This window comes from Methanocalculus natronophilus, assembly GCF_038751955.1.
GTDB lineage: Archaea > Halobacteriota > Methanomicrobia > Methanomicrobiales > Methanocorpusculaceae > Methanocalculus > Methanocalculus natronophilus.
This window is the reverse complement of sequence record NZ_JBCEXH010000005.1, coordinates 1-13,975: the sequence shown is the minus strand read 5'-3', so window position 1 is coordinate 13,975 and position 13,975 is coordinate 1. Positions and strand designations below refer to the sequence as shown.

Sequence of the window (13,975 nt, the reverse complement as noted above, 5' to 3'; positions counted from 1 at the left end):
ATAATACATAGTACGGGAATGGATGCACTTGATGAAGCCCTGGAGATGGCCGGGAGAGCGGCATATGTTGCATATGGCAGTTCCCAGGATGCCAATATCAGGTATCTCACCTCCTTTCGGACGAGCGATCCGATCATATACCTGAAACACCCAAAAGAGCCGGGCATCATTATAGTCCCGGCAATGGAGACCGCACGGGCAGAGAAGGAATCCCCCTGCAGGGTACTCTCCCGGGCTGATGCAGGCTTTTTTGATCTCCTGAAGGAAGAAGAAGATGCCGGAAAAGCAACCGCGCGCCTGATTGCGGATCTGGCTGGAGGAGATATCCTTGTACCGCCGGAATTTCCAATTGGTCTTGCAGATGCCATACGTGCATACCGGCAGGTCGGTGTTGAAAAGGAAGCCCTCTCATCCCTGAGAGCAGAAAAGACAAAACGCGAGATCCAATTGATCCGGGCTGTCCAGTCTGCTGCAGATGATGCGATGAATGCCGCGATAGCATTGATTGCACGCACGCACCCGTCAGGCGGTAACCTGAAGACGCCTGAGGGCGGCCTCCTCACCTCAGAGGATGTCCGGTATGCAATTCATGCCTGCCTCCTGAAACACGGATGCAGGGGCGTTGACACCATCGTTGCCTCGGGAACCGAGACAGCTGAGGTGCATCTCCGGGGCAGCGGACTGCTTGCTGCCGACGCACCCATTATCATTGATATCTTTCCGCAGAGTGAAGAGACCGGGTATTTCGCTGATATGACCAGGACGGTTGTCCGGGGGGAGCCCTCTCCTGAGATCCGGGATATGTACGACGCCGTCTCGGATGCAGGAGCACTTGCAATCTCCCTTGCCAGGAATAAAAGATCCGGATCAGATCTCTACCAGGCGGTCGTCACGCACTTCTCAGATCGCGGGTATGGAACAGAACCGCATGGTTTTGTCCACAGCCTCGGCCACGGCGTCGGTCTTGAGGTGCATGAAGCACCGTGGCTGAATGCCCGCGGCGGCGAGCTGTCTGCAGGCAATGTCATAACAATCGAACCGGGACTCTACTATCCCGGCATCGGCGGTGTCAGGATCGAGAATATGGGTCTCGTCACCGAATCAGGATTTGAACGAATGGGCAGCTTCCCGGAGGTATTCTGCATATGAACGATGAGATACTGGATACGTACAGGGAAGCCGGCCGCCTCGCACACACCATCCTTCGGAAAGGAGCATCTTCAATCGTTCCCGGGGCCACATTCTCAGATATTACCGATTCGGTATGCACGATGATCCTGGAAGCAGATGCTGGTATCGCGTTTCCTCCAAACCTCTCCATCAACGAAGCAGCAGCACATGATACCGCGGGCCCAGACGATGACCGCACCCTTCAGCATGGTGATCTTGTCAAACTCGACATAGGGCTCCATCTTGACGGCTATATCGCGGATACGGCACTCACAATCGATCTCGGCGACCACAGGCTTCTGGTCGAGGCATCGCGCGCGGCTTTGAATGCCGCAATCTCTCTTGCCAGGCCAGGCACTGCAACCGGCGAGATCGGAGCTGCAGTCCAGGAAGAGATCACCTCGCGTGGCTTTAAACCGGTTGCCAACTTAACCGGTCATGGCCTGGATCGCTATTCACTCCATGCCGGCCCGAGTATTCCGAATACCGGATCAGGTGGCGGGGTGATCCTGCGGGAAGGCATGGTCATCGCAATTGAGCCTTTTGCCTCCACCGGCAACGGGCGGGTCAATGAAGGGAGCAGGACAAACATCTTCTCGCAGATTGCGGTCAAACCCGTTCGCATTCCTGCTGGACGAAAGATCCTTGAAGAGATCCGAAATCGACGCGGCCTCCCGTTTTCAAAGCGATGGCTCAGGACAGACCGGGCAGATCTCGCCCTTACCGCCTTAATCAGGCAGGGCATTCTCCGCCCCTACCCGGTCCTGCAGGATGCACCCGGGTCCTTTGTATCCCAGGCAGAAGATACGATCATCATTGTGGAAGATGGCTGTATTGTTACCACCCGCTGAGATAGTCTTATTCGGTCTCCGGGACTATAGTTAAGGTTAAGACATGGAGATGGCAGATCACACCACACTCCGGCTCATGGAGCTCCTTCTCACCGCAGAGATCGTAAACCATGAGGTATCTCTTGGGATATCGGATCTAACACCAGCCTGTCGTGACGCTTTTGAGATCGGCAGAAAATCAGCCGATCTGAAACGGCCCGTACACGTGAGCAACAGTCTTGCCAGGCGTTCCCTTGGGATAGATGAGGCACATACACTTCTTGGTTCAAACCCCTTTGTCGGGTATGATGACTTCGGCCAGCGGCTCTCGATCACTGCACTTGATGCCGCGGCCCGCTGGTTTCTCGATAAAGGTGGACGGGATCTCGCGGTGAAAAACCCGGTTCTGGCCTATTACTATGAGAAAGCCGGAGCAGACAGCATCCGCTATGCTGATGCAAAAAAGAAGAATCCCCCGTATGAGGACAGCCGCGCATTCCTGGATCAACGGATCGCCGCCCTGCCGACAGACTCCGAAGAGATAAAAGAGGCGATGGCGCTTGTCACCATCTATGCTCCTGAGGAGATTGAAGAATCATTTGATTCGTTTGTTGCAACAGCTGAGCAGCTTGAAGTGATCGAGAAGATCAAAGTGGCACTCTCACACCTGGATTACCTGAAGAAACACCAGATCTATCAGATCGGACGTCTTCTATGTGTTGGTCCGCCCGGTACGGGGAAGACTTCGTTTGCTCTCTCTCTTGCACGGGAACTGCATATGCCGATCCTTGAGGCACGGCTCTCCATGATCACGTCCCAGTACCTGGGCGAGACTTCAAAGAATATCGAGAGGATCTTTGAGATTGCGAAGAAACTCTCCCCATGTATCCTCTTCATTGATGAATTCGATTATGTGGCACGGACGCGGGACGCCGATGATCACGGTGCGATGAAGAGGGCAGTAAACACGCTCCTGAAAAATATCGATCAGATCAGCCTGGTCAGATCAGGTGTCCTCTTCATCGGGGCGACCAATTATCCCGGCATCCTTGATGAGGCGGCGTGGCGGAGATTTGACGAAGCTGTTCCGTTCTCCCTGCCGGATATCCCGATGAGAGAAGCAATCCTCAGGAGTATCACGAGAAACATAGCGATCATACCTGACCTCTCTCTTCTTGCATCACGAACTGAAGGGTTCACAGGCGCGGATCTCAGGCTCATGATCAAGGAAGCGGTGATGGCTGCCCTCCGGGATGGGCGGCAGGAGATCAGCGAGGTGGATATCGAAGAAGGGATGCTGCTCGTTGATCGGCGAAATGCGCTCAGGCATGCCGGATGGTCACAGGCATGAAGATAACCCTCCTCGGGACAGGGGATGCAATAGGCACGCCGAAGATCGGGTGCAGCTGCGATACCTGCAGAAGAGGAGTTGCTGAAGGAAGAGAGAGGCTCCGAACCTCTCTTTTAATCCAGTCTGAATCAAAGAACCTCTTAATTGAGACCTCTCCCGACCTGAGAAGGCAGCTGCTCGCAGCAGGATCGCCGCATATAGATGCCGGCATCTGGACACATGGCCATTATGATCACTTTATGGGCTTTGGGGAGTTCTATCGTGTCCAGACACCTCCCCCGATGTATGCGGCACCTGAAGTACTGGACTACTGCGGGGGGATCTTCTCCTTCCTCCCCTCAGAGAAGATCCCTGTTGAACCTCTCATCCCATTTTCTCTCTTTGGCCTTGAGATCACCCTCTTTCCGGTCAATCATCCGGATATGCCGACATATGGCGTCAGGATAGAATCAGACGGCTATGTGCTGGTCTACTCTTCCGATACCCGGCGTGACATACCCGACACAAGCATCCCCCTGATGGAAGGCGCGGATCTCCTCCTCCTTGATGCACTCGTCCCTGAAGGAATGCATGTCTACAAACATATGAACTACTCCGAGGCGCTTGGGCTTGCCGGGATTCTGAAGGCAAAAGAGTTCCGGTGCGTCCATATGAGCCATATGATCGCTTGGGATCACCCGCATGCCGCAACTGATATGGAGAGCTTCAGGAGCTGACCTTCGCCAATGCCTATATAGTCCTCCCCTTCCAATTGATATACGGTATGAACATAAAAATTCTGGAACTTGAAAAAAATAAAATCAGGATGGTGCTCGTTGGTGAGAAACACACCTTTATGAACCTCCTTGAGGATGAGATAATCAAAGACCCCTCTGTGAATGTCGGCAAGTACGTGGTCGAATACCAGTTCTCGGATCCCGAACTCCTTGTCACGACAGACGGCACAAAGGATCCGCTCACGGTCATCAGGGAAGCATGCGAGCGGATCAACCGGTCATGTGATGAGGTTCTCACACAGGTCGGATCAGTCGTGAAATAGAAAAAATAATAGATTTTTTTTAAAAACCCTGGAAATGGGTTTTTCAGAGCCGCTGGGTAAAGGCAACCTGGCCTGATATTTTTGTAATTTTTACTTTTATCTTCTGGCCGGGTTTTCCGCCGGTGACATACAGGATGTATTTGCCTATCTTTGCAACACCATCGCCACGCCTGCTGACAGATTCGATCTCCGCCTCAAGCTCCTGCCCCTCTTCAAGGCTTGTTCCTTTCACCTCGGTTCTGGCACGGCGCTTGCGCACCGGACGATGGCTTCCGCAGGCATCGCACCGGAGCATATGAATCCGATCATCCTTGACGAGCCGGGTATCCGGCCTGCCGCATTCGGAACAGATGACAAAATCATCAATATAGTTCTTGACAATCGCACTCAGGACATCGGTTTCAAACTTGCCATTGAAGATGGCACGGCTTCCGTCTATCTTACCGGCGGTTCCAAGTTCACCAAGCATGAACTTCATGAAGTGATCGGAATCCCGGTTGAGTGCCTGTGCAATCTCAGAAAAATTCTCAAGTATTGTTGTCTTCCCTTCCAGATATGACTTCACCGGCGGCACAACGAACCGCTCTCCGGTTTCCGTCGGCTCGGTGATGCCGGTGTATGCCTTCTTCAGCAGCTCCTCGTAACTGTCTCCCATGCAGATATATAGGAACCTCAGGTGTAAAAAGGGAAGGGATCAGACAGAAGAGATCCTTATTTTATCTCTCAGGGTGATCTCTTGTACCATGCTGTCGGAAGACGATCTCGGGATCATCCGCTCACACCTGGGACGGGATATCACACCCCTGGAAGCCGCTGCCTTTGAAAATCTCTGGAGCGAGCATTGTAGTTACCGATCAACAAAAGCGCTCCTGAAGACGCTGCCAACTGACGGAAAAAACGTCATCCTTGGTCCCGGGGATGATGCTGCAATCGTCTCATTTTCTGAAAAGACTGCGCTTGCTATCGGTATGGAGAGTCATAACCATCCAAGCTACATCGATCCCTATGATGGAGCTGCAACCGGTGTCGGCGGTATAGTCCGCGACATCATCTCGATGGGTGCATACCCGGTTGCCCTGATGGATCCCCTCTGCTTTGGGAAGCCCGACAACGACAAGACGCGCCATCTCTTCGAACATGTCGTCTCCGGTATCGGGGATTATGGCAACTGCATCGGTGTCCCTGTCGTCAGGGGAGATCTCACGTTTGACGAGAGCTACCAGGGCAACCCCCTTGTGAATGTCGTTGCTGTCGGGACTGTTGATCCGGATGGCTATCTGACCGGACGGGTCAAAAAACCCGGCAACCGCCTGATCATCTATGGTGCCCGCACCGGACGTGACGGCCTCGGCGGTGCTTCTTTTGCATCACGGGATCTTGCAGAGGATGCAGGTGCCGATGACCGGCCAAGCGTTCAGGTCGGTGACCCCTACATGGAGAAGCTCCTCATCGATGCAACAGCCGAGCTCTGTGCAACAAAGAAAGTCTATGCATGCCGGGATCTCGGTGCAGCCGGGTTTGCAGGTGCTTCCAGCGAGATGTCAAGCACGTATGGAGCACGGATTTATGCTGAACGTGTTCCCCTCAGGGAGACCGGGATGAATGAAGTTGAGATCATGCTTGCCGAGTCACAGGAGCGGATGCTCATTGAGGTTGCTCCGGGCGATCTTGGCGTCATCGGATCGATCCTGGACAAGTATGATCTCCCCTGGGCTGATGTCGGTGAAGTGATAGCCGATCCACGGTATATTGTCGAGTTCAATGGCCGTGTCGTCTGTGATCTCCCGATGGATCTCCTTGTCGGGGGGGCACCTGCCTGCAGCTGGGAGGAGCGATCCTACCAGGCAGAGAAGCCATATACAGCCCCAGGGCAGGATCTTCGCACCCTCATCGGACTGGTCCTCTCACATCCCGAATGCGGTTCAAAAGAATGGGTCTCCTCACAGTATGATCATGAAGTCCAGCTCAGAACGGTCTCACTTGGGCCCGATGCTGCAGTCATCCGGCTTGAAGATCAGGGTCTCTATTTCAGCTGCGGATGCAATCCCCGGCATATCTATCTCAGGCCCCGGGAGGGCACCGCAAATGCCGTGCTTGAAAATGCCCAGAATCTCGCCTGCTATGGGGCAGAGCCTATCTGCATCGTCAACTGCCTCAATTTTGCAAGCCCTGTCCACCCGGAGATCAGCTGGCAGATCGCAGAGGCCATCCGTGGCATGGGTGATATGTGCCGGGTTCTGGATATACCGGTTGTTGGAGGAAATGTATCGCTCTACAACGAGAGCGACGAGTATTCCACCCAGATCAAACCCACTCCGATCATCGGCATGATTGGAAAAGGCGGGATCCGAACCTTCTCTCCTCCACCCGATGGTGCAGCGCTTGCCCTTGTCGGAACCCCCGCACCCGCACTGGGTGGTTCGATTCTTGATGCTGTCACCGGATGTGGTGGTGCGGCACCCGAAACCGGCGATGCAGGCATTGTGAGGGAGGTGCGCGATCTCGTCAGAAAGAATGCGCTACTCTCTGTAACCGATATCTCACGCGGCGGCCTGCTGGCGGCACTTGCCAAAATTGCCCCACGCTGCTCGGTAACGATCCACAACGATCCAATCGCCTCCCTCTTCTCGGAGTCGTATGGGCAGTTCCTGGTTGCAGTTGATGATCCGGGGGTTCTCAAGGGTCTGCCTCACACCATGCTCGGAACAGCGGGTGGCGATCTCCTCTCGATTACTGCCGGGTCTGAAACAATTGAACTGACTGCCCGGGATCTCGAGGAGTATGCCGGGACAATCACCCGTATCATGACCTCGGATTAAGGTTCCATACAATCCATGACGGCCTTCTTCAGGGCTGTCATCTCTTCATTATTTCTGCTGCCATCCGCTGAAAACGTGACATGGTGGGAGCTGATCAGGCTCATTCCCTTTGCTGTTGCACGTTCTGCCATAATGGCTGCTGTATCTCCCGGCTCTCCTCTTGAGGTGCAGACAACCAGTACCTTCTTTTCGGATCCGTTCAGGATTCCCTCGATCATTGCCCGTGCGGCAGGTGTCGGCCTTCCTGCCCAGACGGGTGTACCGAGGATGACGAGATCATAATCCTGGACATCGATCTCGGTTGGATCAACCGTTGCAATACTGCCGGATAGGGCACGGGGGACGCCAAGGAGGAAGATGGTTGCCTTTCCATACCGTGCCCTGTCAACAACCCTGACACAACCGGCACCGGTCATGCCTGCAAGCTCCTCCATGACAAAATGGGTGTTGCCGGTCTGGCTATGGTAGATACAGATGGTTCGCATACATGCAGTATGCCGCTTCATTCATAATAAAAAAGTGTGGGGGATTATTTCAGAGATTCTTAAACTGTGGCATGTCTTTTCTGAGTTCTGCACCGACATGCTCAATCTCATGCTCTTCATCGGCGCGGGTCAGTGCATTGAAGACGGGCCTGTTCACGAGATTTTCGAGGATCCATTCCTTTGCAAATGTGCCGTCCTGGATCTCAAGCAGAATCTCCTCCATCTCCATTTTGCTCTCGGGCCCGATGACGCGTGTACCACGGGTCAGATCGCCGTACTGGGCGGTGTTGCTGATGTATCTCCGCATCTTTGTGAAACCGCCCTCATAGATGAGATCGATGATAAGTTTCGTCTCGTGCAGAACCTCAAGGTATGCCATCTCCGGGCTGTATCCTGCATCAACAAGCGTCTCGTACCCTGCCCTGATAAGCGAGGTGATCCCGCCGCAGAGGACTGCCTGCTCGCCGAAGAGATCGGTCTCGGTCTCCTCGCGAAACGTCGTCTCCAGAACCATTGCACGGGTGGCGCCGATCCCTTTTGCATAGGCAAGGGCATGTGCGCGTGCCTTGCCGGAGATATCCTGGTACACGGCGATAAGCGCCGGGACACCCATTCCTTCGGTGTAGGTTCGCCTGACCATATAGCCGGGGCCTTTTGGGGCAACCATAAAGACATCGACATCCTCAGGCGGGACTATCTGACCGTAATGGATGTTGAAGCCATGAGAAAAGACAAGTGATGCGCCTTTCTTCAGGCTGGGTGCGATCTCAGATCTGAAGACCGCTCCCTGGGTCTCGTCGGGGAGGAGGATCTGAACCAGGTCTGCCTTTGCAGCTGCTTCAGCAACCTTGTGGACGGAAAAACCGTCTTTCTCTGCCTCATCCCAGCTCTTTCCGGGGCGAAGACCGATAATAACATCGAGTCCGCTATCCCGGAGGTTCAGTGCCTGGCCGCGGCCCTGTGAGCCGTAGCCGATCACGGCGATCGTCTTTCCTTTTAAAAAGGAGAGATCAGCGTCTGCGTCATAGTACTTCTGGATCATAGTCTTCCTGATAAGGTACGGCGCGAGCTGACATAAATATATTATACAGGGGTGCATACCTCTCTATACTTTTATAGCCCGGTCTTCAGTCATGAAGATAGAGATTAGAGGTTTTTTCTCATGGAACTGTCTGATATTCAGTCCACTATCCCCGATATCCGGATCAACCTGAGCCGGGTGGGTGTTCGGAACGTCCGAAAACTTGTTGAAGTCGCACGGGAAGGAAAGCGCCCGGCGATCTTTATCTCGAAATTTGACATCTTTGTCGATCTCCCCGGTTCGCTGAAAGGTGCAAACCTTTCACGGAACTTCGAAGTCATCGACGATGTCATGGATAAGGCCCTCGGCGGCGAGGTGAAGGAGATAGAGGAGGTCTGCAGCACTGTTGCAGGGCAGCTTCTGGATCGCCACGAGTATGCCGAAAGAACCGAGGTCCGGATGAAGAGCGAGTTCATGGTCAAGAGGCTGACGCCGGTTACGAGCACCAGCTGCCATGAGGTTGTCACTGTCCATGCCCGTGCAATTGCCCAGCGGACAAGCAAAAGGCCGATCATCAGGAAGAGCATCGGTGCAGAGGTGACAGGTATGACAGCCTGCCCCTGTGCACAGAATATCATGAAGGATCACGCCATGATGGTGCTTGAATCACTTGATATGGATAAGGACAGGATAGAAAAATTCTTTGATGAAGTTCCAATGGCAAGCCACAACCAGCGTGGCAAGGGCTTCCTCTGCATTGAGACTGATGATGATCAGCATGTCCCGCTTGAGGATGTCATCAATGTTCTCAAGGAATCAATGAGTGCAAAGATCTATGAACTCCTCAAACGCGGTGACGAGAGCTATGTCGTGATGGAGGCACATAAGAACGCACGGTTTGTTGAGGATTGTGTCAGGGAGATGGCAAAAAAGGTGGTCTCGACATTCGGCCATCTTCCAGGTGATGCATATGTCACGATACAGCAGACCAATGAGGAGAGTATCCACCAGCACGATGCCTATGCAGAGCGTCATGCAACCCTTGCAGAACTCTATGCCGAATTAAACGGCGAATAAGAGCGGCAATCGGAACTGGCCGGGCCTGCGTACTGGAGGTGATCACACCTCCATATCCGGCCCGGAATCGCAAATGCGTGTATAAAAATACTTTTTTATCTCCAAAGTTGATTTTTCAGGGTTTTTTCTCTCAAATGAAAGCGCACATCAATTTATACACCGTACACTGAAAAAATGGCATCATTTTGGGGGAATCCGCGATATTAGTTCATTTAAATTCTTTTGTAGCACTTAGTCATAAAAAATGAAATAATTTTATTAATATGATCTGGGAGAAATCACAAACTATAATTAACGTTATCAATCTAATCTCCTTCAGCGTACTTTGGTACGTGTCAAAACCGCACAGGAATAACTTATGTATAGCAGATCGATCACCACATTTTGGATGAGGCGATAACATTGTCGAAAGTAGTAGAAGTTTCCCCAACCACAAGGCATGAAGGCCACTCCAAGCTCGTGTTGAAAGTCAATGATGACGGCATCATCGAGCGCGGAGACTGGATCTCCATTACTCCTGTCAGGGGTGTTGAAAAGCTTGCCATCGGCAAGACGATGGAGCAGGTTCCAAAGATCGCATCACGTGTCTGTGGTATCTGTCCGATTGCCCACACCCTCGCTGCAATAGAATCGATGGAGGCATCAATCGGATGTGAGATCCCAGAGGATGCATATCTTCTCAGACTGATTCTCCAGTGTGCAAACAGGCTGCACAGCCATGCACTGCATGAAATTCTGGCATTACCTGATATGTACCTGCCAGGAACAGACACAAAGATTAACCCCTTTACACCAGAAGAGCCGGTCAGAAGCGTTGCAAAGCGTATCCAGACCCTCCGTATGGTCGGTCAGACGGTCGGAGAGATCGTCGGAGGCGAAGCGGTTCACCCATCAAACCCCCGTGTCGGCGGTATGTACACAAACATCACCCCGCGGGCAAAGGCAAAGATCAATGATCTTGCAAAGATGGCGCTCCCGCTTGCACGCGAGCAGATGGAGTTCATGATTGCAATCTACCGGAACTTCCAGAAGCGCGACTGGGCAGAGGTTGGTGGCAAGGAGATCCCGATACCAAAGGATCTTGGATACCACAACCAGGGATACATGGCAGTAGACCCGGTCTACGGCAGCAGCTCCCTGGACGAGAACCCCACCTGGTTCCCTGAGCGCTGGACAGAAGTCCGGCCATGGGACTGGTACATGGGTGAGGAAGAGATCACGCTTGAAGACCCATCATACCCGGTCGGCGGCACCACAAAGGCAGGTACAAAGGCCTGGCCTCAGATGGAAGCCTGCACCGGTGTTCCGCTCTATGACGGCCAGCCCGTCGAGGTCGGTCCCCGTGCCCGTCTGGTTCAGTACAAGAACTATGACGAGAAGGGAACAATAGGCCAGCACATTGCACGTGAGATGGAACTCATGGATGCTGTCTACAAGATGATTGAGGCAGCAGACGCACTGAACTGCTCAGGAGCGGTTGTACCGGATGTAATCCCACAGGGTGACGGTTCAATCGGATGGGCTGCAAACGAAGCACCGCGAGGCTGTGACACGCACCTGGCCAAGGTCAGGAACGGCAAGGTTGAGTGGTTCTCGATGCTTGTTCCAACGACCTGGAACTTCCCCACCTGCAGCCGGGCTCTTGAAGGAGCACCCTGGCAGCTAGGCGAAATGATCGTCCGTGGCTATGACCCCTGTGTCTCCTGTGCGACCCATATGATCGTCATAGACGAGGACAATAGGCTCGTAGCAGAGAAACTCCTCGAGTGAGTGCGTTCATGGATGAGCTGTACCCCGAGATTGTCATTGCCGGCTGTGGCAACATGCTCTTTGGCGATGACGGCTTTGGACCTGAAGTTGTGGAGCGGTTGAAGGAGCTTGCTCTCCCCGACAATGTAAAGGCGGTCGATGTGGGGCTTGGAGGCCCCCATTTCTGCTTTACCATGCTCGATAACGATGTGACCAGGAAGCTCATTATCATTGATATCGTCGATTTTGGTGCTGAACCCGGGACGCTCACGAGGCTCCGGGCAGAGGATCTCCCGCCGGGAAGCTACCGGGATGCCCATTCATGGGATCTGACCGAACCGCTGAACCGGCTGAAGGATTTCGTTGATATCATGGTGATCGGGTGCCAGCCAAAGAACGTGCCCGCCTCTGACTTTGAGATTGGTATCTCAAAAGAGGTTGAGGATGCTATACCCCGGACGATTCAGGTTATATTGAAGGAAATAGGGGTGGAAAATGGGAATTCTTGAGTCCCTGAAGACCCTATTGTTCGGTAAACGCGACGTCAGTGGGGAAAAGCAGGACGAGAAGCCTGGATCTGCGAAAGCAGAGAAACCGGCTGACGTAATTATCGAAGAGAAGGCGTCAATCATTAAAGAACCTAAGGAGGAGAAGCCAGTGGCTGACAAGATTACTGTAGGACACGTGCACATGAGTGGATGCACCGGGTGCCTTGTGTCCTTTGCAGACACCTATGAAGGATTGTTAACAATTCTTGACAAATATGCGGACCTCGTCTACTGTCTCACATTAGCCGATGTCCGGCATATCCCTGAGATGGATGTAGCCCTCGTCGAAGGATCGGTCTGTATTAATGACCACCTTTCGGTCGAGGAGATCATCGAGACCAGAAAGAACGCGAAGATCGTCGTAGCACTTGGCGGATGCGCCTGCTATGGCAACATCACCCGGTTCTGCCGTGGCGGTCAGATGAACCAGCCCCAGCATGAAGGGTTCCTGCCAATCGGCGATCTGATCGATGTTGATGTGTATATCCCCGGATGTGCACCGACACCGCAGCAGATCAGAAACGTCTGTGTCATGGCGTACCTGCTGCTGAAAGGAAACGACGAGCAGAAAGCACTTGCAGGAGCATACCTGACACCATTCATGAACCTTGCAAAAGCAGGCACCGAAGCCTGCGGATGCGACATCATGACCCAGGTGATCAACCAGGGTCTCTGCATGGGCTGTGGCTCATGTGCAGCGGCCTGTCCGGTTCGTGCAATCAGCATGGAATACGGCAAGCCCCAGATCGAGCGCGACCTCTGCATCAAGTGCGGTGCATGCTATGCCCAGTGCCCGCGGAGCTTCTTCAGCTTCGACGTGGTCAACCAGTATGAGGGCATCATGGATGCTATAGACGCTGCTATGCAGCCCTGAGGAGGGAGAAGAAATGGTACTTGGTAACTACAAACAGGTCATTGCGGCACGCAGCACGGACCCCGAGATCCTCCGCAAAGCACAGGACGGTGGCATTGTCACCCAGCTCTTTGCATATGCACTTGATGAGGGGATCATTGATGGCGCAATTGTTGCAGGTCCAAGCGACGAACCGTTCAAGCCCGAGCCGATGGTTGCAACCACCCGCGAGGAGCTTCTTGCATCACGCGGTACCCGCTACTCGATCTCGCCGAACATGGCCCTTATCAAAGAGGTGACCCGGAGCTACGGACTCGACAAGGTCGGGCTCGTCGGCACCCCCTGCCAGATGCAGGCACTCAGGAAAGGCCAGCTCTACCCGGTCGGCCTTCGGGATGTCGCAGACAAGATTGCACTCGCTGTTGGTATCTTCTGCATGGAGAACTTCCCCTACCAGGGAATCATCCAGCTCGTCGAAGACCATGGTGCAACAAAGCTCGACAATGTCTCCAAACTTGACATTGGAAAGGGCAAGTTCTGGATCTACACCGAGCGCGGCGCAACCGTCGATCTCCCGCTGAAGGTCACCCACAAGTACGAGCAGCCTGGCTGCCACGTCTGTCTTGACTATGTCGCAAACTTAGCTGACATCTCAACCGGTTCAGTCGGTACCCCCGACGGCTGGTCGTCTGTCTTCGTCAGGTCGGCAAAGGGTGACGATATCTGGGCAAAGGCGATCGCAGCTGGTGCATTCGAGACAAAACCAATGGATTCCGTCAAACCCGGAATCGACCTTGTCACGAAGCTCGCAACTGATAAGATCACAAAGAACCAGAAGTACCTTGAGAGCCGTGCAACCGAGTACGGTGTCGGAAAGGCACTTCGGAACCCATATATCTAATCTTTTTTTTTTTTCTTTTCTGCGAAGATCATAAATCCAGTCCGATGCATCACAGATGCAGAAGAGAAGGGGTTTATCCTGAACTCCCGCTTTTTATGGGCACTGGATCACAATAGGATCCCACATAACCAT

The 13,975-nt window shown here is 53.4% G+C and carries 14 protein-coding genes; 11 read left to right on the top strand and 3 right to left on the bottom strand.

Going from position 1 to position 13,975, the window contains the following annotated elements; all coding sequences use genetic code 11:
• Positions 1-18 precede the first annotated feature (18 nt).
• Genes ABCO64_RS06935 through ABCO64_RS06915 form a run of 5 tightly spaced genes read left to right on the top strand, consistent with a single transcriptional unit; the run spans position 19 to position 4,390 of the window.
• On the top strand, positions 19-1,149 hold the full coding sequence (locus ABCO64_RS06935; protein ID WP_253459328.1) for a M24 family metallopeptidase: 1,131 nt from the start codon (positions 19-21) through the stop codon (positions 1,147-1,149).
• Positions 1,146-2,021 (top strand): type II methionyl aminopeptidase, encoded by an 876-nt coding sequence (map, locus tag ABCO64_RS06930; RefSeq protein WP_253459325.1) that lies wholly within the window; start codon positions 1,146-1,148, stop codon positions 2,019-2,021. The genes ABCO64_RS06935 and map overlap by 4 nt, the downstream gene beginning before the upstream one ends.
• Positions 2,022-2,064: 43 nt before the next feature.
• On the top strand, positions 2,065-3,351 hold the full coding sequence (locus ABCO64_RS06925) for an ATP-binding protein (protein ID WP_253459322.1): 1,287 nt from the start codon (positions 2,065-2,067) through the stop codon (positions 3,349-3,351).
• Positions 3,348-4,067: an MBL fold metallo-hydrolase gene (locus ABCO64_RS06920; protein WP_253459320.1), complete on the top strand. Its 720-nt coding sequence runs from the start codon at positions 3,348-3,350 to the stop codon at positions 4,065-4,067. The genes ABCO64_RS06925 and ABCO64_RS06920 overlap by 4 nt, the downstream gene beginning before the upstream one ends.
• A 47-nt stretch (positions 4,068-4,114) precedes the next feature.
• Positions 4,115-4,390: a DNA-directed RNA polymerase subunit L gene (locus tag ABCO64_RS06915; protein ID WP_253459317.1), complete on the top strand. Its 276-nt coding sequence runs from the start codon at positions 4,115-4,117 to the stop codon at positions 4,388-4,390.
• A gap of 43 nt (positions 4,391-4,433) precedes the next feature.
• Here the strand turns inward: ABCO64_RS06915 and ABCO64_RS06910 are convergent, their stop codons facing one another.
• Positions 4,434-5,045 carry a translation initiation factor IF-2 subunit beta gene (locus ABCO64_RS06910; protein ID WP_253459314.1) on the bottom strand — a complete coding sequence of 204 codons (612 nt, stop codon included), beginning with the start codon at positions 5,043-5,045 and terminating at the stop codon, positions 4,434-4,436.
• 88 nt (positions 5,046-5,133) lie between these two features.
• Between ABCO64_RS06910 and purL the strand changes: the two genes are divergently transcribed.
• On the top strand, positions 5,134-7,209 hold the full coding sequence (gene purL, locus ABCO64_RS06905; RefSeq protein ID WP_253459311.1) for a phosphoribosylformylglycinamidine synthase subunit PurL: 2,076 nt from the start codon (positions 5,134-5,136) through the stop codon (positions 7,207-7,209).
• On the opposite strand, the gene ABCO64_RS06900 is transcribed toward purL, so the two are convergent.
• Positions 7,206-7,694, bottom strand: a complete 489-nt coding sequence (locus ABCO64_RS06900) for a flavodoxin family protein (RefSeq protein ID WP_253459308.1) — start codon at positions 7,692-7,694, stop codon at positions 7,206-7,208. The genes purL and ABCO64_RS06900 overlap by 4 nt on opposite strands.
• Positions 7,695-7,743: 49 nt before the next feature.
• A complete protein-coding gene (ilvC, locus tag ABCO64_RS06895; RefSeq protein ID WP_256472508.1) occupies positions 7,744-8,736 on the bottom strand; it encodes a ketol-acid reductoisomerase in 993 nt (330 codons plus the stop codon).
• A 120-nt stretch (positions 8,737-8,856) separates the two neighbouring features.
• On the opposite strand from ilvC, the gene mptA reads away from it, so the two are divergent.
• The 5 genes from mptA to frhB all read left to right on the top strand — a co-directional run bounded on the left by mptA (position 8,857) and on the right by frhB (position 13,843).
• The gene (gene mptA / locus ABCO64_RS06890; protein WP_253459305.1) at positions 8,857-9,792 is read left to right on the top strand and encodes a GTP cyclohydrolase MptA; all 936 of its coding nucleotides are present in this window, start codon (positions 8,857-8,859) and stop codon (positions 9,790-9,792) included.
• A gap of 402 nt (positions 9,793-10,194) precedes the next feature.
• A complete protein-coding gene (frhA, locus tag ABCO64_RS06885) occupies positions 10,195-11,562 on the top strand; it encodes a coenzyme F420 hydrogenase subunit alpha (RefSeq protein ID WP_253459302.1) in 1,368 nt (455 codons plus the stop codon).
• A gap of 8 nt (positions 11,563-11,570) precedes the next feature.
• Entirely contained in the window at positions 11,571-12,050 is a 480-nt protein-coding gene (frhD, locus tag ABCO64_RS06880; RefSeq protein WP_253459299.1) for a coenzyme F420-reducing hydrogenase, FrhD protein, read from the top strand.
• 148 nt (positions 12,051-12,198) lie between these two features.
• Positions 12,199-12,963, top strand: a complete 765-nt coding sequence (gene frhG / locus ABCO64_RS06875) for a coenzyme F420 hydrogenase subunit gamma (protein ID WP_371922868.1) — start codon at positions 12,199-12,201, stop codon at positions 12,961-12,963.
• Between the two features lie 13 nt (positions 12,964-12,976).
• A complete protein-coding gene (gene frhB, locus ABCO64_RS06870) occupies positions 12,977-13,843 on the top strand; it encodes a coenzyme F420 hydrogenase subunit beta (RefSeq protein WP_253459293.1) in 867 nt (288 codons plus the stop codon).
• Positions 13,844-13,975: the final 132 nt, after the last annotated feature.

Excerpts from the sequence above, each read along its gene's own strand:
- ABCO64_RS06915 (WP_253459317.1), top strand. The coding sequence starts at position 4,115 with ATGAACATAAAAATTCTGGAACTTGAAAAAAATAAAATCAGGATGGTG.
- mptA (WP_253459305.1), top strand. The coding sequence starts at position 8,857 with ATGGAACTGTCTGATATTCAGTCCACTATCCCCGATATCCGGATCAAC.
- frhD (WP_253459299.1), top strand. The coding sequence starts at position 11,571 with ATGGATGAGCTGTACCCCGAGATTGTCATTGCCGGCTGTGGCAACATG.
- ilvC (WP_256472508.1), bottom strand. The coding sequence starts at position 8,736 with ATGATCCAGAAGTACTATGACGCAGACGCTGATCTCTCCTTTTTAAAA.
- map (WP_253459325.1), top strand. The coding sequence starts at position 1,146 with ATGAACGATGAGATACTGGATACGTACAGGGAAGCCGGCCGCCTCGCA.
- ABCO64_RS06935 (WP_253459328.1), top strand. The coding sequence starts at position 19 with ATGGATGCACTTGATGAAGCCCTGGAGATGGCCGGGAGAGCGGCATAT.
- purL (WP_253459311.1), top strand. The coding sequence starts at position 5,134 with ATGCTGTCGGAAGACGATCTCGGGATCATCCGCTCACACCTGGGACGG.
- ABCO64_RS06910 (WP_253459314.1), bottom strand. The coding sequence starts at position 5,045 with ATGGGAGACAGTTACGAGGAGCTGCTGAAGAAGGCATACACCGGCATC.
- ABCO64_RS06900 (WP_253459308.1), bottom strand. The coding sequence starts at position 7,694 with ATGCGAACCATCTGTATCTACCATAGCCAGACCGGCAACACCCATTTT.
- ABCO64_RS06925 (WP_253459322.1), top strand. The coding sequence starts at position 2,065 with ATGGAGATGGCAGATCACACCACACTCCGGCTCATGGAGCTCCTTCTC.
- ABCO64_RS06920 (WP_253459320.1), top strand. The coding sequence starts at position 3,348 with ATGAAGATAACCCTCCTCGGGACAGGGGATGCAATAGGCACGCCGAAG.
- frhB (WP_253459293.1), top strand. The coding sequence starts at position 12,977 with ATGGTACTTGGTAACTACAAACAGGTCATTGCGGCACGCAGCACGGAC.